We start from the raw sequence: 21692 nt of genomic DNA, 5'->3' as shown, positions 1-21692 counted from the left end.
GGTTTCGCCCCGTCGCGCAGGCCTCTATGATCGCCAGCTGCCAACTGCGGACGTGTGCAATGGAAACGACCGGGCCACGCCCGCCGACACCTAGGGACGGAGTGCGCCACTTCACCACGCGCTGGGCAGTGACGATCTGGTTGCTGGTGTTCTACCTGAGTGCATTGGGCAACACGCTGAGCGCGTGGCTGGCAGGGCGCCGCGATGGCGAGGCGATCGTGCTGTGGCAGGTGTTGAGCTGGGAGTTGAGCAGCGCCACCGCGGCGCTGTTGCTGTTGCCGGCAGTACTCTTTCTATGTGCCCGATGGCCGCTGGAGGCCGCTGCCTGGCGGCGGCGCCTGCCGTTGTATGCGGCGGCTGCGCTGGGATGGTGGTTGGCGCATGTGGCCGGCATGGTGGTGTTGCGTAAGTCGATCTACGCCCTGGCCGGTACCCATTACGACTTCGGGGGCGGGCTGCAGTGGATGTACGAGCTGTCCAAGGATCTGCGCACCTTTGCCCTGCTGGTGGCGTTGCAGCACACCTTGAGCTGGTACGCGCGGCGCCGCCAGGGCGAGGCGCATCTGCTTGCCGCGCCGGAGGAAGGGTCACCAGTGGAGCCGTTGGAGCGGCCGGAGCGCTTTCTGGTGCGCAAGCTCGGTCGGGATTTTTTGGTGGCTACCGCAGATATCGAATGGATCCAGGCCTCGGGCAACTACGTCAACCTGCGCGTGCGCGGGCATGACTATCCTCTGCGCAGCACCATGGCGGCGATCGAGGCCCGGCTGGACCCGGCCGTGTTCGTGCGCATCCACCGCAGCTATCTGGTCAATCTTGGGCAGGTGCAGGCCATCGAGCCGGCCGATTCGGGCGACGCGCGCGTGCACCTGCGCGACGCCACCGTGTTGCCCTGCAGTCGTAGCCATCTGGTCACGCTGCGCGCGCACGCCGGGCAGGCCGCGGCCGGGTCCAGGACCGAGCCACTGCCGGTGCGCTGACCGGCAAACCGGTCTAGGCAGGAAGATGCCCGGGAACGCACGGCGTGTCGCGCATCGGGTCCGGCGTCGCGCGCCGGGCGTCGCAGCCGTTGCGACACCGGCGCGCAACGCTGGCGATATCGCACTGGTCGAGCGGGCGCGAGAGGGCAGGTGCGCGTCGCCGTCCCCGTTGCGCGGCATGGCCGGGCAGACGCCACCGCGTTCCGCCGCCGCCGCCCGCTTGCTAAACTAACCAGCTTGTTTGCCGGAAGTCCGTCATGATCGAAACCAATCCGATCCGCCAGCGCATCACCGATCTCAACGATCGCGTGCTCTCGCTCAGGGGGTATCTTTGACTACGACGCCAAGAAAGAGCGTCTAGAGGAAGTCAGCCGGGAGCTGGAAAGCCCGGACGTATGGAACGACGCCGAACGTGCCCAGGCCCTGGGACGTGAGCGCTCCATGCTGGAAAAGACCGTTATCGGCATCGCCGACGTGCTGGCCGGCCTGACCGATGCCGGCGATCTGCTCGAGCTGGCCGACAGCGAGCAGGACGAAGACACTGCCGTTGCGGTGATCGCCGATCTGGACAAGTACCAGGCGCACGTGGAAAAGCTGGAATTCCAGCGCATGTTCTCCGGCCAGATGGACGGCGCCAACGCCTTCGTCGATATCCAGGCCGGCGCTGGCGGCACCGAGGCACAGGACTGGGCCGAAATCCTGCTGCGCATGTACCTGCGCTGGGCCGAGTCGCGCGGTTGGAAGACCGAGCTGATGGAAGTGTCCGGCGGTGAAGTGGCGGGCATCAAGTCGGCCACTGTGCGCATCGAAGGCGAGTACGCCTATGGCTGGCTCAAGACCGAAATCGGCGTGCACCGGCTGGTGCGCAAGTCGCCGTTCGATTCGGACAACCGCCGGCATACCAGCTTCACCTCGGTATTCGTATCGCCGGAGGTGGACGACAACATCGAGATCGACATCAACCCGGCCGATCTGCGCACCGACGTGTATCGCTCCTCCGGTGCCGGCGGTCAGCACGTCAACAAGACCGAATCGGCCGTGCGTATCACGCACATCCCGACCAATACGGTGGTTGCGTGCCAGACCGGCCGCAGTCAGCACCAGAACCGCGACAATGCGATGAAGATGCTGGCCGCCAAGCTGTACGAGCTGGAAGTGCAGAAGCGTAATGTCGAGCGCGACGCACTGGAAGCGACCAAGTCCGACATCGGCTGGGGCAGCCAGATCCGCAACTACGTGCTCGATCAGAGCCGCATCAAGGATCTGCGCACCGGCATCGAGCGTAGCGACACGCAGAAAGTGCTGGACGGCGACCTGGACGAATTCGTCGAGGCCAGCCTGAAGGCGGGTCTGGCAGCGGGTTCCAAACGCCTGGATGCCTGATCTCGGTACGCCGTCGGCATCAAGCTGCCGGCGGCGCGGCATGACGAGGCGGCCTGTGCGCTATGTCCGGGTCGCACGACACCCGCGCTACGGCGGACGATCCAGTCGATCGTCCGCCGGTCATCGTCGCACTGTAAAACAGGAGCCAGCGCTGCCGGCTCCTCACTCCCCACCGGGCACGCGCCCGACCTATCGCAGACCGATTCCCGCCATGACCGAACAGACCCCCGCGCCGCAGATCCCCGCCGACGAGAACAGCCTCATCGCCGAGCGTCGCGCGAAACTGGGCGCGTTGCGCGGCCAGGGCATCGCCTATCCGAACGACTTCGTGCGCGAACACTTCGCCGGTGATCTGCAGGCCGAATTCGCCGACGCGCAGACCTGGACCGCAGAGGCGCTGGAGACCAGCGGGCGCACGGTGCGCATGGCCGGCCGCTTGATGGCCAAGCGGGTCATGGGCAAGGCCAGCTTTGCGCAGATCCAGGACGAATCCGGGCGTGTGCAGCTGTTCCTGCAGGGCAATGTGCTCGGCGATGCCTATACCGCCTTCAAGGGCTGGGATGTGGGCGACATCGTGGCAGTGGAGGGTGGGCTCACCCGCACCAAGACCGGCGAGCTGTCGGTCAAGGCCAGCGCGCTGCGCCTGCTGACCAAGTCGTTGCGCCCGCTGCCGGACAAGTGGCACGGCCTGTCGGACGTGGAGCAGCGCTACCGCCAGCGTTACGTCGACCTGATCGTGACCCCGGAAGCGCGCGAGGTCTTCATCAAGCGCTCCAAGATCATCCGCGCGATGCGTGCGTGGCTGGACGCGCGCCGCTTCCTGGAAGTGGAAACGCCGATGATGCATTACATCCCCGGTGGCGCCACGGCCAAGCCGTTCACCACCCACCACAACGCGCTGGACCTGGACCTGTACCTGCGCGTGGCCCCGGAGCTGTATCTCAAGCGCCTGGTGGTCGGTGGCCTGGAGCGCGTCTACGAGATCAACCGCAACTTCCGCAACGAAGGCGTGTCGACCCGGCACAACCCCGAGTTCACCATGCTCGAGCTCTACGAGGCCTATGCCACGTACCACGAGATCATGGATCTGACCGAGCAGGTCATCCGCGACACCGCACAGACGGTGCTGGGGACCACTCAGGTGAGCTGGGATGGCGCCGACATCGATCTGGCGCCGGCTTTCCGGCGCTGGCGCATGGATGAGGCCGTCCGTCACCACAACCCTGAGATCAGCGCCGCCGACTGCACCGACCGCGAGGCGCTGCTGCGCCATTGCGAGCGACTGAAGATCCGGGTCAAGCCGTCCTACGGCTGGGGCAAGCTGCTGCTGGAGATCTTCGAAGCCACCGTCGAACACACCTTGGTGCAGCCGACCTTCATCACCGACCATCCGGTCGAGGTGTCGCCGCTGGCGCGTTCCAGCGACACCGAGCCGGGGTACACCGATCGCTTCGAGCTCTTCATCAATGGCAAGGAGCTGGCCAACGGCTTCTCCGAGCTCAATGACCCCGAAGACCAGGCCGCACGCTTCCAGGCGCAGGTGCAGGCCAAGGACGGCGGCGACGACGAAGCCATGCATTTCGACGCCGATTACATCCGTGCGTTGGAGTACGGCATGGCGCCGACCGGGGGTCTGGGCATCGGTATCGACCGTCTGGTGATGCTGCTGACCGGCAGCACCTCGATCCGTGACGTCCTGCTGTTTCCGTACATGCGGCCGGAAGCCTGACTTTTTTGTGCCAAGCGCGTGCTCACGGCACAGATACTGCATATGCTAGGGCGGAGCCTCGAACGCCGTGACGTTCGGGGGAGTCGACAGAGGGGTCGACGTCATCGCTTTTCCGTTCTCGGGATAGAGGAGCAACGGCTATGCAGGATGTTTTAGGGAGTCCGGACGGCATCGTGTCGGCGGATACATGGGGAAGCTGGGCGGAAAAGGCGGATCTGGGATTGAACATCGTCATTGTCGATGACCAGATGTCTGCGCGGACGATGCTGCGCCATGTCATCGAGGACATCGCGCCGGAACTGAAGGTCTACGATTTCGGCGACCCGCTCGACGCGTTGGCATGGTGCGAGGCCGGGCGCGTGGATCTGTTGCTGCTCGACTACCGCATGCCGGGCATGGATGGTCTGGAGTTCGCGCGGCGGCTGCGCCGGCTGCCCAGTCATCGCGACATTCCGATCATCCTGATCACCATCGTCGGCGACGAGCCGATTCGCCAGGCAGCGCTGGAAGCCGGTGTGATCGACTTCCTGGTCAAGCCGATCCGCCCGCGCGAATTGCGCGCGCGGTGTTCCAACCTGCTGCAGTTGCGCCAGCAGAGCGAAAGCGTCAAGCAACGCGCGCTGTCGCTGGAGCAACGCCTGCTGGCCAGCATGAACGAGGTCGAGGAGCGCGAGCGCGAAACCTTGTCGCGGCTGGCGCGCGCCATCGAGTACCGCGATTCGGGCACCAGCGCATTCCTGGAGCGCATGTCGCACGTTGCCGGCCTGATCGCCGAGCAACTGGGGTTGTCGGAAGAAGAAGTACGCATCATCGAGATGGCCGCGCCGCTGCACGACATGGGCAAGATCGCCATTCCCGATGCGGTGCTGCTCAAGCCGGGCAAGCTCACCGACGACGAGATGAGCATCATGAAGCGCCACCCGCGGATCGGCTACGAGCTGCTCAGCGGCAGCCAGAACCGCTTCATCCAGGTCGGCGCCCTGATCGCGCTGCGCCACCACGAGCGCTACGACGGCACCGGCTATCCGGATGGACTGGTCGGCGAAGCGATTCCGCTGGAGGCGCGCATCGTGGCGGTGGCCGACGTGTTCGACGCCTTGCTGTCGCCGCGCCCGTACAAGGAAGCGTGGACGATGGATGCCGCGCTGGCCTATCTGTACGCGCAGCGCGGCCGCCTGTTCGATCCGCGCTGCGTGGATGCGTTGCTGCGCGGCCGTGCACAGCTTGACCAGATTTGCGGGGAATTCTCCACCGCATCGGCGCGACCCGGGGTGTGAGGTGAGGGCGGTGCTCGGCCAGCTGCGGGACCGGCTTGCGCGGCGTCCCGACAGCGAGCATGGTCAGGCGATGGTGCGCATCGTCATGATCCTGCTGATCCTGGCCTACACCCTGGCATTCGCCTCGCACTGGCAGTTACCCCGGCACCAACTGCAGCTGCTGCTGGGCATGATCGCAGTCGGGCAGGCCGGGGCGGTGCTGATCTTCGCGTGGATTGTGGTGAGGCCACGGCGCTCGCATCTGCGCCGCACGCTCGGCATAGTGGCCGACTATGGCCTGATCGGTCTGGCCATGACCTGGTTCGGCGCGCCGATGGCCTGCCTGTCCGTGGTATTGCTATGGGTCACCATCGGCAATGGCCTGCGCTTCGGCAGCCATGCCCTGCAGACGGCCACCGCAATGGGTGCGCTCAGTTTCGGTATGACACTTGCCAATAGTGTGTACTGGCAACAACAACTGGAGCTGGCGATCGCGCTATTGGGTGCGCTGGTCATCATTCCCATGTCATTGTTGCGTCTGCTACACGAGGGCGCGGACGCGTGCGTTGCGCCGTTGCCCCACAGGATCGGCGACGCGGCAGCGACGCACGAACGGATTCCCACACCAGCGACGCCACCGCGCGTCTGAGGCTTCTATGACGTCTCCCTTGCCATGGTTGAAACGACGCCTGTCCGGGCGGGCGGATACGGAACACGCGCAAAACCTGATCCGCATCATCATCACCACGTTGTTCATTTCGTACCTGGGCTGGCGCTATCAGCACACCCATGGCGATACCTTGATGGCCACCTGGCTGATCCTGGTCGGCGAGCTGGTGGTGTCGCTGGGCCTGATGGTGGCCATCCTGTTGCGACCGCAGGTCTCGCATACGCGGCGCCTGATCGGCATGCTGCTGGACTACACCTGCACCGGCGCCATCATGGCGATCCAGGGCGAGCCGGCCTCGCCGCTGTACGCGGTGTGCATGTGGGTGACCATCGGTAATGGCCTGCGCTATGGCAGCAACTATCTGCGTGCGGCGACCGCGATGGGCAGCCTGTGCTTTCTCAGCGCGATCCTGATCTCGCCGTACTGGAAGGCCAATCCGTATCTCAGCTGGGGCCTGTGGCTGGGCCTGATCGCAGTGCCGCTGTATTTCGACTCGCTGCTGCGTGCGATGACCCGCGCCGTGCGCGAGGCGCGCCATGCCAACCAGGCCAAGAGCCGCTTCCTGGCCAACATGAGCCACGAGTTCCGCACCCCACTCAACGGGTTGTCGGGCATGACCGAAGTGCTGGCGACCACGCGACTGGACGCGGAGCAGAAGGAATGCCTCAACACCATCCAGGCATCGGCGCGCAGCCTGCTGTCGCTGGTGGAAGAGGTACTGGACATTTCGGCGATCGAAGCCGGCAAGATCCGGATCGATCAGCGCGATTTCTCGCTGCGCGAGCTGATCGGTTCGGTCAGCATGATCCTGCAGCCGCAGGCCAGGACGCGCGGCCTGGACTACGCCATGCAGGTGGCTGCCGACGTGCCGGACCTGCTCAAGGGCGATACCGGCCATCTGCGCCAGGTGCTGCTCAACCTGGTCGGCAATGCGGTCAAGTTCACCGAATACGGGCACGTGCTGCTGCGGGTCACGCGGCTCTCCGGGGGGGCCGAGCAGTCGGTGCGGCTGCGTTTCGAAGTCGAAGACAGCGGCATTGGCGTACCGCTGGACATGCGCCCGCGGCTGTTCGAGGCCTTCGAGCAGGCCGACGTCGGATTGTCGCGACGGTACGAGGGCACCGGGCTGGGCACCACGATCGCCAAGGGCCTGGTGGAGGCGATGGGCGGCAGCATCGGGTTCAGGGAGAACAAGCCCAGCGGTAGCGTGTTCTGGTTTGAGTTGCCGCTGACGATCGGCGAGCCGTCCAGGGCCGCCCCCAGCCGTGCGGCGGCCAGTGCGCTGGAAGAGGTACCCGACGAGCTGGAGGCCTCCAACGTCATCGCCTTCTCCAACCCGTTCCTGCGTCACCGCGCCCGCGTGCGCAGCATGCGCATGCTGGTGGCCGACGACCACGAAGCCAACCGCATGGTGCTGCAGCGCCTGCTGGAAAAGGCAGGGCACAAGGTGCTGTGCGTCAATGGCGCCGAGCAGGTGCTCGATGCCATGGCCGATGAAGACTTCGACGCGGTGATCGTGGATCTGCACATGCCGGGCATGAATGGCCTGGACATGCTCAAGCAACTGCGGGTGATGCAGGCCAGCGGCATGCGCTACACGCCGGTGGTGGTGCTCAGCGCCGACGTGACGCCCGAAGCCATCCGCGGCTGCGAGCAGGCCGGTGCACGCGCCTTCCTGGCCAAGCCGGTGGTGGCGGCCAAACTGCTCGACACCCTGGCCGATCTGGCGGTCAGCACGCGCCCGTTGGCGAGCCCGGCCACCACGGTGCAGTTGCCGACCAGTTTCGAAGGCGTGCTGGATGCGAGCGTGCTGGACGAGCTGGCGGCATTGGGCATGGGCGACGAATTCGAACGTCAGTTCGTAAGGCAATGCCTGGAAGATGCGCAAAACTGCGTGGCTGCGATCGAGCGCGACGGCACGCGCTCGGACTGGGAGCAATTGCGCGAGAGCGCGCATGCGCTACGTGGCGTTGCCAGCAACCTGGGTCTGGCGCAGGTGGCCACCAACGGCGGCGAGCTGATGCGCATGGCCGATTGGCAACTGCAGGCCGAATGGCGGCAGCGCCTGTCCGTGCTGCGTGAGCAATTGACGGCCGGTAAGGATGCACTCGACGCACGCGTGCGAGGCGTCAAGGACGACGAGTGCTCCCCCCGTAGTAGCGAATAGACCGCCGCCGCATCAGCCCGCGTCGAGCCCGGAGCGCCGCGACTGCGCGCGCACCAGGCGGTCCATCGTGCGCAGCGATTTCTCGCCGAGCTGCATCGCCGTGTCGACCCAGATCTCGGTGATGCGCATCATCTCCTCCAGCGGCACGGCGGTGGTCATCTCGCGCACCTGCTGCATCGCCGCCCAGGCGTGCGGGGTGCGCTTGCTCTCGCGGATGACCTGTTCCACCGCGGCGACACCCTGGCCGCGCGGCACCACGCGGTCCACCAGCCCCATGCCGAGCAGTTCCTCCGCCGAATACAGATTGCCTTCGAGCATGATCTTCTGCGCCAGCTGCGCGCTGACACGCTGGCACATGAAGGAATAGGCGCCCATGCCCGGGAACAGGTCGAACAGCACTTCGGGCAGCCCCATCATCACGCCTTCTTCGGCAATGATGGTGTGGCAGCTCAGCGCCGCTTCGAAGCCACCGCCCAGCGCATTGCCCTGGACAAGTGCGATGCTGTGCGCACGCGCGCCCAGGCCGACATGGAAGGCATGCACGCCGCGCACGCAGCGCTGCGCGTAGTCGAGCAGGCGCGCGCGGTCGCCTTCGCGAATCAGCTGGCAGAACAGGGCCAGGTCGCCGCCGAGATTGAACACGTCGCTGTCCGAGGCCAGCACCACGTGCGGCGCCAGGACGCCGGCGGTGGTGAGGCGCTGGCCCAGGTTGGTCTGATAGCCGGTGATGTCGTCGACCAGGCGCGTCGAAAAGCAGGCGCGCCCCGGGTTGATGGCCAGGTCGGCATGCATATGGATCCAGTACACGTCACGCTGCGGTTCTTCGATGATGCGGAGGGTGGAGCCGATATTGGTGCGAATGAAGGGTTGAACTGCAGACATGGTGATTCTCCGTGAAGACCGTCCGGCCGGCTGCCTTGCGGACGGAGAAAAGGGTGAACGCCTGAGCGTGCGCCGACATCCGATTCTATGCGTGCAAAAGCGAACGCCCGCAAGGCCTTGCGGCGTTGCGGGCGTGCCTGGAGGCTGAACGCCCCGGTCGATCGCGGTGTTGCGGGCTTATGCCTTGGGCGCATCCCGCAGTTCGCGGCGCAGGATCTTGCCGACGTTGGTTTTCGGCAGTTCCTTGCGGAACTCGATCACCCTGGGCTGCTTGTAGCCGGTCAGGTTGGCACGGCAATGCGCCTTCACGTCCTCGGCGGTCAGGGCGGGGTCCTTCTTCACGATCACGGCCTTGACGATTTCGCCGGATTTTTCATCCGGCACGCCGACCGCTGCCACTTCCAGCACGCCGGGCAGGGTGGCGATCACGTCTTCGATCTCGTTCGGATAGACGTTGAAGCCGGACACCAGAATCATGTCCTTCTTGCGGTCGACGATGTAGACAAAGCCACGTTCGTCCATGCGCGCGATGTCGCCGGTGTGCAGCCAGCCCTCGTCGTCCATCACCTTGGCGGTTTCGTCGGGCTTCTTCCAGTAGCCCTTCATCACCTGCGGGCCCTTGATGCACAACTCGCCGATCTCGCCGACCGGCAGCGCCACGCCTGCGTCGTCCTTGATGCAGGCATCGGTGGACGGAATCGGCAGGCCGATCGCGCCGTTGTAGTCCTTCAGGTCCATCGGGTTGATGCAGGCGGCCGGCGAGGTTTCGGTCAGGCCATAGGCCTCGACCAGGGTCAGCCCGGTCACCTTCTTCCAGCGTTCGGCCACCGAGCGCTGTACGGCCATGCCGCCGCCCAGGGTCATCTTGAGCGAGGAAAAATCGACCTGATCGAAGCCGGGCGTATTGAGCAGGCCGTTGAACAGCGTGTTGACGCCGGTGAAGGCGGTGAAGCGGGTCTTCTTCAGTTCCTTGACGAAGCCGGGCATGTCGCGCGGATTGCTGATCAGGTGATTGCAGCCGCCGATCTTCATGAAGACCAGGCCGTTCGCCGTCAAGGCGAAGATGTGGTACAGCGGCAGCGCGGTGATGACGACCTCGTTGCCTTCCTCCATCTTGCCGGTGCCGGCCAGCCACTGGTGCGCCTGCTGCATGTTGGCCACCAGGTTGCGGTGGGTCAGCATCGCGCCCTTGGCCACGCCGGTGGTGCCGCCGGTGTATTGCAGGAACGCGATGTCGTCCGCCTCGATCTGCAGGGTCGGTACCTTGTGCTTGCGGCCCAGCGCCAGCGCCTCGCGGAAGCGGATCGCGCCCTTGATGCGGTACTCCGGCACCAGTTTCTTGACGTACTTGACGACGAAGTTGACCAGTGCGGCCTTTGGAAAGCCGAGCATGTCGCCCAGGCCGGTGGTGATCACCTGCTTGACCTGCGTGTCGGCGATGACCTGCTGCACGGTGGTGCCGAAGTTGTCGATGACCACCAGCACGCTGGCACCGGAGTCGATCAGCTGATGCTTCAACTCACGCGGTGTGTAGAGCGGATTGACGTTCACCACGGTCAGGCCGGCACGCAGGATGCCGAAGGTGGCGATCGGGTATTGCAGGCAGTTGGGCATCATCAGGGCGACGCGGTCGCCTTTCTTGAGCTGCAGCTCGCCCAGCAGATAGGCAGCAAACTGGTCGACCAGCTGATCGGCCTGCCGGTAGGTGATGGTCTTGCCGAAGCTGTGATACGCAGGACGATCGGCAAAGCGGCTGACCGAGGTCGCAAACACCTCGGCGACGGTGCGGAACTGCTCCAGATCGATCTCGGCGGCGACGCCGGCCGGATAACTTTGCAACCAAGGACGTGCCTGATTCATCTGCCCCCCTCCAGGGTGTTCTCGACGCGCCGCAGTGTGTTCCACGGCGTGACAACGACTGGCAGCATACCGTCATGAATGGAAAAGGCGAAGCGTGATGCAGGGCAGGATTCACTGGCGGCAGTGGCTGCTGATGCTTGCGTGGACCGTGCTGCTTTGTGGATGTGCACGTCCTGCGCCGGAGCAGCGCGTTCGGCAACGCGTGGCGCAGATGCAGGCGGCAATCGAGGCACGCGATGTCGGCGAGGCGATGCAGCCGGTGGCGGCCGATTTCGTGGGTGAGCAGGGCCTGGACACGGCCGGCCTGCGTCGCATGCTGCAGCTGCAGTTGCTGGGCAACCGCAAGATCGGCCTCACCCTGGGGCCGATGGACGTGCGACTGCAAGGCACGACGGCGACCGCCAGCTTCACCGCGTTGCTCACCGGGGGCGATGGGCGCTGGGTGCCCGAGCAGGCGCAGACCTATCAGGTGACGACCGGATGGCGCCTGCAGGACGGCGACTGGCACCTCTATCACGCGCAATGGGCACCGGCCGACCGGTAGGCCTGCTGTGCGTGTGCAGCATGACGCCACACGTTGCCGCCACCGCCGTCGTCATTGCGCGTTGGCGCCTGCGTCGCGTCCGCTGCCTGGGCGGGCGTCAGCGAAGGGGTGTGTCGTGGACGCCGATGCCCAGCGCTGCCTGCATGCCGATGCAGGGCCGTACGCGGGCGCCCAGGCGCGTTGGGTATGACTGGCGACTTTCAGTAAACGGAGCAGGTGTCGCCGTGCGCGCGAATGCGCCCACGCCGGAGCAGGCCAACCCCAGAGACGACATTCCCGCCAGCAGGCGGGAATGTCGGGGCAACACGCGCTGGGAGGGGCGTTACGCCGCCTTGCGCGCAGCCAATTGACGCAGCACGTACTGCAGCAGGCCGCCGTGCTTGAAGTACTCCACTTCCTTGGGCGTGAGCAGCAGTACCTTGACCTGGAACTGCTTGACGCTGCCGTCGGACTTTTTCGCATCCACGGTGGCACGGCGGCTGGCGCCGTCCTGCAGGCCGGTGATGTCCAGCACTTCCGAACCATCCAGGCCCAGTGTCTGGGCGTTTTCGTTTTCCAGGAACTGCAGCGGCAGCACGCCCATGCCGACCAGGTTGGAGCGATGGATGCGCTCGAAGCTCTCGGCGATCACTGCCTTGACCCCGAGCAAGTTGGTGCCCTTGGCCGCCCAGTCGCGCGAGGAGCCGGTGCCGTATTCCTTGCCGGCCAGCACCACCAGCGGCACGCCATCGGCCTTGTACTTCACTGCCGCATCGTAGATCGCCAGCTTTTCCGGCTGGCCACCATCGGCGGGGTAGTACAGCGTGTTGCCGCCTTCTTCGCCACCGAACATCAGGTTCTTGATGCGGATGTTGGCGAAGGTGCCGCGCACCATCACATCGTCGTTGCCGCGGCGGCTGCCGTAGCTGTTGAAGTCAGCCGGCTGCACGCCACGTTCCTGCAGGAAGCGGCCCGCCGGCGAATCCTTCTTGATGTTGCCGGCCGGGGAGATGTGGTCGGTGGTGATCGAGTCGCCGAACAGGCCCATGATGCGTGCGCCGTGTACGTCGTCCACGTTGCCCACCTGCATGGTCATGCCGTCGAAGTAGGGCGGGTTCTTGATGTAGGTGGACGCGGCGTCCCACTCGTACAAGGCACCATCGGGGGAGGCAATCGTGTTCCAGCGCGTGTCGCCCTTGAACACGTCCGCGTAGTTCTGCTTGAACATCTCCGGGCCGACGGTGGCGGCGATGGTGTCGCCGATTTCCTTGTTGCTCGGCCAGATGTCGCGCAGGTACACCGGCTGCCCGTCGCTGCCGGTGCCCAGCGGCTCGGTGGTGAGATCGATATCGGTGGTGCCGGCGATCGCGTAGGCCACCACCAGCGGCGGCGAAGCGAGGTAGTTCATCTTGACTTCGGGATGCACGCGGCCTTCGAAGTTGCGGTTGCCCGACAACACCGATGCCACCACCAGATCGTCCTTGGCAATCGCTGCAGACACATCTTCCGGCAGTGGGCCGGAGTTGCCGATGCAGGTGGTGCAGCCATAGCCCACCACGTAGAAGCCGAGTTTTTCCAGATCGGCGAGTACGCCGGCCTTGCTCAGGTAATCGGTGACCACGCGCGAGCCCGGCCCGAGCGAGGTCTTCACCCACGGCTGCGCCTTCAGCCCCTTGGCCGCCGCGTTACGCGCGAGCAGGCCGGCGCCCAGCATCACTGCCGGATTGGAGGTGTTGGTGCACGAGGTGATGGCGGCGATGACCACCGAACCATCGCGCAGCTGCCAGCCGGCGCCGCTGTCGCTGGCATGCTCGGCCTGCGCAGCCTTGGCGCCGACCGCAGTGCCACCGCCGCCTTCGTTCTTCAGGCGGTCTTCCTGCTTGAGATCGGTCAACTTCTTGCTGCGTGCCTCGGCGAACGGCTTGAGGCTTTCGCGAAAGTTGGACTGCATGTCTTCCAGCAGCACGCGGTCCTGCGGGCGCTTGGGGCCGGCCAGAGACGGTTTGACCTCGGCCATGTCCAGCTCCAGCGTGGCGCTGTACTGGGCGGGCGGGGTGTTGGCGTCGTGCCACAGGCCTTGCGCCTTTGCATAGGCTTCCACCAGGGCAATCTGCTCCTCGCTGCGGCCGGACAGGCGCAGGTAGGTCAGCGATTCCTCGTCGACCGGGAAGATGCCGCAGGTGGCGCCGTATTCCGGTGCCATGTTGCCGATGGTGGCGCGGTCGGCCAGCGGCAGGTGCTGCAGGCCTTCGCCGTAGAACTCGACGAATTTGCCGACCACGCCGGCCTTGCGCAGCATCTGGGTGACGGTGAGCACCAGATCGGTGGCGGTGGCGCCTTCGGGCAGCTTGCCGCTGAGCTTGAAGCCCACCACCTGCGGAATCAGCATCGACGAGGGCTGGCCCAGCATCGCGGCCTCGGCCTCGATGCCGCCCACGCCCCAGCCCAGCACGCCGATGCCATTGATCATGGTGGTGTGGCTGTCGGTGCCGAACACGGTGTCGGGATAGGCGATCCGGGTGCCGTCCTTGTCGGCGCTCATCACCACACGCGCGAGATTTTCCAGGTTCACCTGGTGGACGATGCCGGTATTGGGCGGCACCACCTTGAAATTTTCGAAGGCCTTCTGGCCCCAGCGCAGGAAGCCGTAGCGTTCCTGGTTGCGCTGGAATTCGATCTTGCCATTGAGGTCGAGCGCATCGGGCTTGCCGAACACGTCCACCTGCACCGAGTGGTCGATGACCAGTTCGGAGGGAATCTGCGGGTTGATCTGGTCGGCGTTGCCGCCCAGCTTGACCACCGCGTCGCGCATTGCCGCCAGGTCGACCACGCAGGGCACGCCGGTGAAATCCTGCAGCACCACGCGCGCGGGCATGAAGGCGATTTCGATATCGGGTTCTGCCTTGGGGTCCCACTTGGCGACCGCTTCGATATGGTCCTTGCCGACGGTCACGCCACCGTCTTCGTGCCGGAGCAGATTCTCCAGCAGGATCTTCATCGAGTAGGGCAGGTGGCCGATGTCGAAGCGTTCGCCCAGCTTCGGCAGGCTGTAGTACTCGTAGCGTTTGCCGTGGACCTCAAGCGAGGTGCGAGTGGAAAAGGAATCGCTCATGCGTCACTCCTATGGCGTCTAAGGCTTTAGGTAGGCACATAGTCTGAGCGATTCAGTGTGTACGCACGGTGTGTCCGGGGCGATCTGCAAGCTTGAGTACGACATCGCAAGTACGTATCATATGTGCATACTTTCTGGAGCATGCTCATGGAAGCCACCGTTGCCGAACGCGGACAGATCACCCTGCCCAAGGCCGTGCGCGACGCCCTGGGCCTGACCAAGGGCACCACGTTGAAGATCGAGCTCGACGGCGGGCGCATCATCCTGCGCAAGGACGTCAGCGAGGCGCTGCGCAAGGTGCGTGGTAAGTTCAAGCTGGTCGACGGCCTGACCAGCACCGACGAGGCCATGCGCGCCATCCGTGGCCGCGCCCCCGGGGACCCGTTCGACCCATGATCGCCCTGGATTCCTCGGTGCTGCTCGATATCTTGATCGGCGACCCGGTCTACGGCGAGGTGTCGGAGATCTGCATCGGCGACGCGCTGGCGCGCGACGAGGTGGTGGTCTGCGATGCGGTGGTTGCCGAAGTGCTGGCCATGCTCGACACCCAGGTCGACCTGATGGAGACCCTGGCCTCGATCGGGGTGCGTTACGAAGCCACCCAGGAAGCGGCAGCGGTGCGCGCCGGCCACATGAACAAGCGCTTCCGCGCGCGCGGCGGCAAGCGCGAGCGGGTGGTGGCGGATTTTTTGATCGGCGCCCACGCGATGCTCCAGTGCGACGGCTTGATTACCCGCGACGAGGGCTTTTTCCGCGACTACTTCAAGGGTTTGAAGATCACCGTGCCCAAACCCGTTGCCTGATCCACGTCTTCTGATCCACGTCTGACGTTTTTACACATTCACTGCTGTCCTTTTGGAGAACCCGCATGTTGGAAGCCTATCGCCACCACGTTGCAGAGCGCGCAGCGCTCGGTATCCCGCCGCTGCCGCTGACCGCGCAGCAGACCGCCGAAGTCATCGAGCTGTTGAAGGCACCGCCAGCGGGCGAAGAGGAGTTCCTGGTCGACCTGCTCAGCCAGCGCGTGCCGGCCGGCGTCGACGACGCCGCCAAGGTCAAGGCCTCTTACCTGGCCGCGGTCGCCTTCGGCACCGAAAAAACTGCACTGATCAGCCCCACGCGGGCCACCGAGCTGCTCGGCACCATGCTGGGCGGCTACAACATCCAGCCGCTGATCGACCTGCTGGACAACGCCGAGCTGGGCGCCACCGCCGCCGAAGCGCTCAAGCACACCTTGCTGGTGTTCGATGCCTTCCACGACGTGCAGGAAAAGGCCGAAGCCGGCAACGCGCATGCCAAGGCCGTGCTGCAGAGCTGGGCCGATGCCGAGTGGTTCACGAGCAAGCCGGAAGTGCCGCAGAGCATGACCGTCACCGTGTTCAAGGTGCCGGGCGAGACCAACACCGACGACCTGTCGCCAGCGCCGGATGCGACCACGCGCCCGGACATCCCGCTGCACGCGCTCGCCATGCTCAAGAACACCCGCGAAGGCGCGGCATTCGTGCCGGAAGAAGACGGCAAGCGCGGCCCGATCCAGGCCATTGCCGACCTCAAGGACAAGGGTCACCTGGTGGCCTATGTGGGCGACGTGGTCGGTACCGGTTCTTCGCGCAAGTCGGCGACCAACTCGGTGCTGTGGTGGACCGGCGAAGACATTCCGTACATCCCGAACAAGCGCTTCGGCGGCGTGTGCCTGGGTAGCAAGATCGCGCCGATCTTCTACAACACCATGGAAGACGCCGGCGCACTGCCGATCGAGCTGGACGTGTCGCAGATGGAACATGGCGACGTGGTCGAGCTGCGTCCGTATGACGGCAAGGCGCTGAAGAACGGGCAGGTGATCGCCGAGTTCGCGATGAAGTCGGACGTGCTGTTCGACGAAGTGCGCGCCGGTGGCCGCATTCCGCTGATCGTGGGCCGTGGCCTCACCGCCAAGGCGCGCGAATTCCTCGGCCTGCCGGCGTCGGACCTGTTCCGCCTGCCGATGGACCCGCCGGACACCGGCAAGGGTTTCTCGCTGGCGCAGAAGATGGTCGGCCGCGCCTGTGGCCTGCCGGAAGGCCAGGGCATGCGCCCGGGCACCTATTGCGAACCGAAGATGACCTCGGTGGGCTCGCAGGACACCACCGGCCCGATGACCCGCGACGAGCTGAAGGACCTGGCCTGCCTGGGCTTCTCGGCCGACCTGGTGATGCAGTCGTTCTGCCACACCGCGGCCTACCCGAAGCCGGTGGACGTCAAGACCCACCACACGCTGCCGGAATTCATCTCCACCCGTGGCGGCGTGTCGCTGCGTCCGGGCGACGGCGTGATCCACAGCTGGCTCAACCGCATGCTGCTGCCCGACACCGTGGGCACCGGCGGCGACTCGCATACCCGTTTCCCGATCGGCATCTCGTTCCCGGCCGGTTCCGGCCTGGTGGCATTTGCCGCCGCCACCGGCGTGATGCCGCTGGACATGCCCGAGAGCGTGCTGGTGCGCTTCAAGGGTGAGATGCAGCCGGGCGTGACCCTGCGCGACCTGGTCAACGCGATCCCGCTGTACGCGATCAAGGACGGTCTGTTGACCGTGGCCAAGCAGGGCAAGAAGAACATCTTCTCCGGCCGCATTCTTGAAATCGAAGGCTTGCCGAATCTGAAGGTGGAGCAGGCGTTCGAACTGTCCGATGCCTCGGCCGAGCGTTCGGCGGCCGGTTGCACCGTGCACCTGGACAAGGCGCCGATCATCGAATACCTGACCAGCAACATCACCCTGCTGCGCTGGATGATTGCCGAAGGCTATGCCGATGCGCGCACCCTGGGCCGTCGCATCAAGAAGATGGAGGAGTGGCTGGCCGACCCGCAGCTGCTGCAGCCCGACGCCGATGCCGAATATGCAGCAGTCATCGAGATCGATCTGGCCGATATCCATGAGCCGATCGTGGCGTGCCCAAACGACCCGGACGACGTCAAGACGCTGTCCGAGGTGGCCGGTGCGGCGATCGACGAAGTGTTCATCGGTTCGTGCATGACCAACATCGGTCACTTCCGTGCCGCCGCCAAGTTGCTGGAAGGCAAGCGCGATATTCCGACCCGGTTGTGGGTGGCACCGCCGACCAAGATGGACGCCTCCGAGCTGACCAAGGAAGGCCATTACGGCACCTTCGGCGCCGCCGGCGCACGCATGGAAATGCCCGGCTGCTCGCTGTGCATGGGCAACCAGGCGCAGGCACGCGAGGGCGCCACGGTGTTCTCCACCTCTACGCGTAACTTCCCCAACCGCCTGGGCCGCAACACCAATGTGTACCTGGGCTCGGCGGAACTGGCTGCGATCTGCTCGCGTCTGGGCCGGATTCCGACCAAGGAGGAGTACATGGCCGATGTGGGCGTGATCAAGACCAGTGGCGAGCAGATCTACCGCTACATGAACTTCGATCAGATCCAGGAGTATCAGGACGTTGCGGAGACCGTCGCGGCCTGATGCCGTCACGGCTGTGTGTTGTCCCGAAATGCCCGGCACTGCCGGGCATTTCGCTTTTTGCGCGTTGGCTTCGCGTTGCATCCACGATAACGGGCGATAAGGCAACCAGCAGCTGACTGAGGTGGCGCATTGCAACAAAAATCTGAAGTCGGGGGAGCTAGTGTCCGGCACTTCCCCCACTTACCTTCGATGCCATGCCCATTTGCACGATCGCTGGTCAACCATTGCACTACGCACAATACGGCCAGGGCTTTCCGGTCCTGCTCGGCCACAACTACCTCTGGGATGCGGCCATGTGGGAGCCGCAGATCCAGGTCCTGTCGCAGCACTACCAGGTCATCGTTCCGGAGCTCTGGGGCCACGGGCAATCGGGCGGATTGCCCGACCAGACCCGGGGCATCGACGACCTGGCGCGGCAGATGCTTGGCCTGCTGGATACGCTGCAGCTGCCGCAGTGCGCAGTGGTGGGCTTGTCGGTTGGCGGCATGTGGGGCGCTGAGCTGGCGCTGCTGGCGCCGGAGCGTGTCCGCAGCCTGGTGTTGATGGACACCTTCCTCGGTGCCGAGCCGCAGGCCACGCGGACGCGCTACTTCGGCATGCTCGATGCGATCGAGGCGGCGGGGCAGGTGACGCCTGCGCTGATCGAGGCGATCGTGCCGATCTTCTTCCGTCCGGGGATCGATCTGACCTCGGCGTTGCCGGCTGCGTTTGCGCAGCGCCTGGCACAGCTTTCGGTCGAGCAGTTGCGTGCCTCGATCGTGCCGCTCGGGCGGCTGATCTTCGGGCGGGCCGATCGCCTGGACGCGCTGTCTGCACTGGATCCGGCACGCACTTTCTTGCTCGGCGGCGATGCCGATGTGGCACGCCCGCCGGAAGAGGTGTGGATGATGGCCGAGGCGATCTGTTGCGATTACGAACTGGTGCCCGATGCCGGGCATATCGCCTCGCTGGAAAACCCGGCGTTCGTCAATGCGCAGTTGCTGGGGTGGTTGAAGCGTACGTTGCACTGAGCGTGGACGTTGCGGTGATGCCGGCGTAATCGTCTGGGTGCGGGATGCAGCCCGTACCCTCACCCCAATCCCCGCTTCGCGCCCCGGCCCGCGCTTGCGGCGCGGGCGCTCCAAGGCACGCGCGCCAGCCGTGCCTTCTCGCCCCGATGGGAGAGGGGCTAACTCCCTTCTCCCATTGGGACATTGTCCTCCTTCATGGGGGAGAAGGTGGCGCGCAGCGGCGGATGAGGGGACGGGTGACTCGGGTACCGCCAGCCGCCGGGGAGCAACCCGCTAAGGCTGCGCGCCCAGCCAGGCTTCCAGTGCGGCAGCCGGCAACGGGCGCGAGAACAGATAGCCTTGCAGCACCTCGCAACCCAGGTCGGCGAGAAACAGGCGCTGGGCCTCGTTTTCGACCCCTTCGGCCACCACGTGCTTGCGCAGGTGCTCGCCGATGCGCAGGACCGAGGTGGTGAGTGCGCGCGCGTCTTCGCTGTGTTCGATGTCGCGTACGAAGCTCATGTCCAGCTTGAGTTCGTCGATCGGCAGGCGATGCAGGTGGCTGAGGCTGGAGTAGCCGGTGCCGAAGTCGTCCAGCGACAGCGAAATGCCGGCTTCGCGGATCGCGTGCAGGTTGTCCAGCACGCCGGACTGCCCGGAGAGCATCACGCTCTCGGTCAGCTCCAGGGTCAGGTCGGACGGTTGCACGCCGGTATCGGCCATCAGCCGGAGCAGGTCGGGCAGCATGCGCGGGCTTTCGAAGCCGCTGGCCGACAGATTGACCGAGACGCGCGCCACCGGCACGCCACGTTGGCGCCAGTCGGCCACCTGTTCGCAGGCGTGGCGCAGCACCCAGTCGTTGAGCTGCGGCATCATGCCTTGCTCTTCGGCCACCGGCAGGAACCGCGCCGGCGAGATCGCGCCCAACTGCGGGTGGTTCCAGCGCAGCAGCGCTTCCACGCCATACAGTGCGTGCGGTGCGGCGCTATGCATCTGCGGCTGGTAATGCAGCTGCAGCTGACCGCGACCGATGGCCTGCCGCAGCTCCGCTTCCAGTGCCACGCGCTCCTGCGCCATGCGATTCATGTCGGAACTGAAGAAACGAAAGCGTCCGCCGCCTTCCTTCTTGGCGCGATTCATCGCCAGATCCGCGTGCCGCAGCAGGATGTTGATGTCGCGCCCGTCCTCGGGAAACATCGCCACCCCGATGCTGGCCGACGGATGCACGGTCATGTGGCCGACCGATAGCGGGCCGGCGATGGTGCCCAGCACGCGTTCGGCCGCGGCACTGGCCTGTTCGGCGCTGCATTGCGGCAGGGCCAACGCAAATTCATCGCCGGCCAGACGCGCCAGCATGGCGGTGGCGGCCAGCTGATCGGCGATGCGCAGCGCGATATCGCGCAGCAGGCCATCGCCGGCCGCATGGCCCTGGCTGTCGTTGATCAGCTTGAAGCGGTCGATGTTGATGAACATCAAGGTGGCCGGCTCGCCAGCGTATTCGGCCTGGGTCAGCGCCTGCTCGGCGCGTGCGCTGAACATGATGCGGTTGGGCAGGCCGGTCAGCGCGTCATAGAACGCGAGTTGATGCACGCGCTGGCGGATCTGCTCGCGCTCCAGTGCCAGGGTGCACAGTTGCTGGCACAGCTCGGTGAGCCGCACATGCCAGGCGTCGGCGCGTTGCGGCTTGCGGTAATACAGCGCAAAGGTGCCCAGCACGCGCGCGCTGTTGGAGCGGATCGGCGTGCTCCAGCAGGCACGCAGGCCCATCGGGAGCAATGTCTGCCGATACGGCGCAAACAACGGGTCGGTGGCGATGTCTTCCACCATCACCGCGCGGCCACGCCAGGCGGCGGTGCCGCAGGCACCGGCAGTCGGCGCGATCTTCAGGCCGTTGACCGCATCGGCGTATTCGGGGGGCAGGCTGGGCGCGGCCAGCGAATGCAGGCAGCCCTGATTGTCGGCGCTCATCACGGTCGCAATCACATCCGGTGCGATGCGTTCGACCTCGGTGCAGATCAACGTCATCACTTCGATCAGCGGGCGCTCCTGCACCAGCGCTTCGAGCACGCGATGCTGCAGCACCTCGTGCATCTTGGTATCGGTGATGTCGGTCAGCACCGCGACGTAGTGCGAGGGGTTGTGCCGGGCGTCGTAGATCGGATTGAAGTTGAGCGAAATCCACAGCGGGGTGCCGTCCTTGCGGTACACCAGCAGGTCGGCGCGGGTGTGCTGCAGGGCGTCGGCGCGGTCGCGGATGCGTGCAACTTCGCTCTGGTCGCTTTGCGCTCGGGTCAGTACGTCGGACGGACGCTGGCCGACCAGTTCGGCTTCGGTGTAGCCGAACATGCGCTGGAAGCCGTCGTTGGCATACAGCAGGCGCGATTGCAGATCGCAAATCAGGATGGCGCTGCTGCTGCCGTCCAGCGCCTCGGCCAACAGGCGTGAGCGGCGGTCGTCCGGATGCTCACCCGGCATGGCCATGCCGGCGGTGACTGGGCCGTGCGTGATGGCGCCTGGCGTCAGCGCACGTGTGGCAGCTCCATCGCCAACTGCGTCGAGCGGCAGCGTTTCCACGGCGAACGCCGGTATCGTTGCCCACGCATCCTCCACTGTCGGCAAGACAGTGGCCGGTTCGCCGAAACGCGGCAGATCGGTCGGGCGCGGAGGCAGGGGGCACATGGGCG

General features: G+C 65.5%; 15 protein-coding genes. 11 read left to right on the top strand and 4 right to left on the bottom strand.

Features of this window, described 5'->3' with window-relative positions; all coding sequences use genetic code 11:
• Nucleotides 1–26: 26 nt before the first annotated feature.
• The 6 genes from XnspCFBP7698_RS02940 (at nt 27) to XnspCFBP7698_RS02915 (ending at nt 8182) form a co-directional block, all read left to right on the top strand.
• Entirely contained in the window at nt 27–977 is a 951-nt protein-coding gene (locus XnspCFBP7698_RS02940) for a LytTR family DNA-binding domain-containing protein (RefSeq protein ID WP_104581438.1), read from the top strand.
• 257 nt (nt 978–1234) lie between these two features.
• Nucleotides 1235–2360 (top strand): peptide chain release factor 2 gene (gene prfB / locus XnspCFBP7698_RS02935; RefSeq protein WP_104581439.1). Its coding sequence is split into 2 segments (ribosomal slippage): nt 1235–1309 and nt 1311–2360, totalling 1125 coding nucleotides; the frame shifts between segments, so codons are not numbered across the junction.
• Nucleotides 2361–2571: 211 nt separating this feature from the next.
• Nucleotides 2572–4089, top strand: a complete 1518-nt coding sequence (gene lysS, locus XnspCFBP7698_RS02930; protein WP_123137246.1) for a lysine--tRNA ligase — start codon at nt 2572–2574, stop codon at nt 4087–4089.
• A 140-nt stretch (nt 4090–4229) separates the two neighbouring features.
• Nucleotides 4230–5366 (top strand): two-component system response regulator, encoded by a 1137-nt coding sequence (locus tag XnspCFBP7698_RS02925; RefSeq protein ID WP_047696230.1) that lies wholly within the window; start codon nt 4230–4232, stop codon nt 5364–5366.
• A 10-nt stretch (nt 5367–5376) separates the two neighbouring features.
• Nucleotides 5377–5994, top strand: a complete 618-nt coding sequence (locus XnspCFBP7698_RS02920) for an RpfH protein (RefSeq protein ID WP_123137339.1) — start codon at nt 5377–5379, stop codon at nt 5992–5994.
• Between the two features lie 7 nt (nt 5995–6001).
• Nucleotides 6002–8182 (top strand): ATP-binding protein, encoded by a 2181-nt coding sequence (locus XnspCFBP7698_RS02915; RefSeq protein WP_104581442.1) that lies wholly within the window; start codon nt 6002–6004, stop codon nt 8180–8182.
• Nucleotides 8183–8194: 12 nt separating this feature from the next.
• On the opposite strand, the gene XnspCFBP7698_RS02910 is transcribed toward XnspCFBP7698_RS02915, so the two are convergent.
• Nucleotides 8195–9064, bottom strand: coding sequence for a crotonase/enoyl-CoA hydratase family protein (locus tag XnspCFBP7698_RS02910; RefSeq protein WP_047696227.1), 870 nt, complete (start codon nt 9062–9064; stop codon nt 8195–8197).
• A 177-nt stretch (nt 9065–9241) separates the two neighbouring features.
• The gene (locus tag XnspCFBP7698_RS02905; RefSeq protein WP_104581444.1) at nt 9242–10924 is read right to left on the bottom strand and encodes a long-chain fatty acid--CoA ligase; all 1683 of its coding nucleotides are present in this window, start codon (nt 10922–10924) and stop codon (nt 9242–9244) included.
• A gap of 97 nt (nt 10925–11021) precedes the next feature.
• On the opposite strand from XnspCFBP7698_RS02905, the gene XnspCFBP7698_RS02900 reads away from it, so the two are divergent.
• Nucleotides 11022–11468: a nuclear transport factor 2 family protein gene (locus XnspCFBP7698_RS02900; RefSeq protein ID WP_123137245.1), complete on the top strand. Its 447-nt coding sequence runs from the start codon at nt 11022–11024 to the stop codon at nt 11466–11468.
• A 322-nt stretch (nt 11469–11790) separates the two neighbouring features.
• Here the strand turns inward: XnspCFBP7698_RS02900 and acnA are convergent, their stop codons facing one another.
• Entirely contained in the window at nt 11791–14559 is a 2769-nt protein-coding gene (gene acnA / locus XnspCFBP7698_RS02895) for an aconitate hydratase AcnA (protein WP_123137244.1), read from the bottom strand.
• Nucleotides 14560–14706: 147 nt separating this feature from the next.
• On the opposite strand from acnA, the gene XnspCFBP7698_RS02890 reads away from it, so the two are divergent.
• The 4 genes from XnspCFBP7698_RS02890 (at nt 14707) to XnspCFBP7698_RS02875 (ending at nt 19029) form a co-directional block, all read left to right on the top strand.
• The gene (locus tag XnspCFBP7698_RS02890; protein ID WP_016903180.1) at nt 14707–14955 is read left to right on the top strand and encodes an AbrB/MazE/SpoVT family DNA-binding domain-containing protein; all 249 of its coding nucleotides are present in this window, start codon (nt 14707–14709) and stop codon (nt 14953–14955) included.
• Nucleotides 14952–15362 carry a type II toxin-antitoxin system VapC family toxin gene (locus tag XnspCFBP7698_RS02885; RefSeq protein WP_011259444.1) on the top strand — a complete coding sequence of 137 codons (411 nt, stop codon included), beginning with the start codon at nt 14952–14954 and terminating at the stop codon, nt 15360–15362. Before XnspCFBP7698_RS02890 ends, XnspCFBP7698_RS02885 begins: the two co-directional genes overlap by 4 nt.
• Before the next feature lie 65 nt (nt 15363–15427).
• Nucleotides 15428–18019 (top strand): bifunctional aconitate hydratase 2/2-methylisocitrate dehydratase, encoded by a 2592-nt coding sequence (gene acnB / locus XnspCFBP7698_RS02880; RefSeq protein WP_104581447.1) that lies wholly within the window; start codon nt 15428–15430, stop codon nt 18017–18019.
• 194 nt (nt 18020–18213) lie between these two features.
• A complete protein-coding gene (locus XnspCFBP7698_RS02875; protein WP_047696218.1) occupies nt 18214–19029 on the top strand; it encodes an alpha/beta fold hydrolase in 816 nt (271 codons plus the stop codon).
• A 273-nt stretch (nt 19030–19302) separates the two neighbouring features.
• Here the strand turns inward: XnspCFBP7698_RS02875 and XnspCFBP7698_RS02870 are convergent, their stop codons facing one another.
• A complete protein-coding gene (locus XnspCFBP7698_RS02870; protein WP_233548912.1) occupies nt 19303–21687 on the bottom strand; it encodes an EAL domain-containing protein in 2385 nt (794 codons plus the stop codon).
• Between the last annotated feature and the right edge of the window lie 5 nt (nt 21688–21692).

It is taken from the genome of Xanthomonas sp. CFBP 7698 (genome assembly GCF_003600855.1).
Lineage (GTDB): Bacteria > Pseudomonadota > Gammaproteobacteria > Xanthomonadales > Xanthomonadaceae > Xanthomonas > Xanthomonas cannabis.
This window is presented reverse-complemented; position numbering and strand designations above follow the sequence as displayed.

Excerpts from the sequence above, each read along its gene's own strand:
- XnspCFBP7698_RS02940 (WP_104581438.1), top strand. The coding sequence starts at position 27 with ATGATCGCCAGCTGCCAACTGCGGACGTGTGCAATGGAAACGACCGGG.
- lysS (WP_123137246.1), top strand. The coding sequence starts at position 2,572 with ATGACCGAACAGACCCCCGCGCCGCAGATCCCCGCCGACGAGAACAGC.
- XnspCFBP7698_RS02925 (WP_047696230.1), top strand. The coding sequence starts at position 4,230 with ATGCAGGATGTTTTAGGGAGTCCGGACGGCATCGTGTCGGCGGATACA.
- XnspCFBP7698_RS02915 (WP_104581442.1), top strand. The coding sequence starts at position 6,002 with ATGACGTCTCCCTTGCCATGGTTGAAACGACGCCTGTCCGGGCGGGCG.
- XnspCFBP7698_RS02910 (WP_047696227.1), bottom strand. The coding sequence starts at position 9,064 with ATGTCTGCAGTTCAACCCTTCATTCGCACCAATATCGGCTCCACCCTC.
- XnspCFBP7698_RS02905 (WP_104581444.1), bottom strand. The coding sequence starts at position 10,924 with ATGAATCAGGCACGTCCTTGGTTGCAAAGTTATCCGGCCGGCGTCGCC.
- XnspCFBP7698_RS02900 (WP_123137245.1), top strand. The coding sequence starts at position 11,022 with ATGCAGGGCAGGATTCACTGGCGGCAGTGGCTGCTGATGCTTGCGTGG.
- acnA (WP_123137244.1), bottom strand. The coding sequence starts at position 14,559 with ATGAGCGATTCCTTTTCCACTCGCACCTCGCTTGAGGTCCACGGCAAA.
- XnspCFBP7698_RS02890 (WP_016903180.1), top strand. The coding sequence starts at position 14,707 with ATGGAAGCCACCGTTGCCGAACGCGGACAGATCACCCTGCCCAAGGCC.
- XnspCFBP7698_RS02885 (WP_011259444.1), top strand. The coding sequence starts at position 14,952 with ATGATCGCCCTGGATTCCTCGGTGCTGCTCGATATCTTGATCGGCGAC.
- acnB (WP_104581447.1), top strand. The coding sequence starts at position 15,428 with ATGTTGGAAGCCTATCGCCACCACGTTGCAGAGCGCGCAGCGCTCGGT.
- XnspCFBP7698_RS02875 (WP_047696218.1), top strand. The coding sequence starts at position 18,214 with ATGCCCATTTGCACGATCGCTGGTCAACCATTGCACTACGCACAATAC.
- XnspCFBP7698_RS02870 (WP_233548912.1), bottom strand. The coding sequence starts at position 21,687 with ATGTGCCCCCTGCCTCCGCGCCCGACCGATCTGCCGCGTTTCGGCGAA.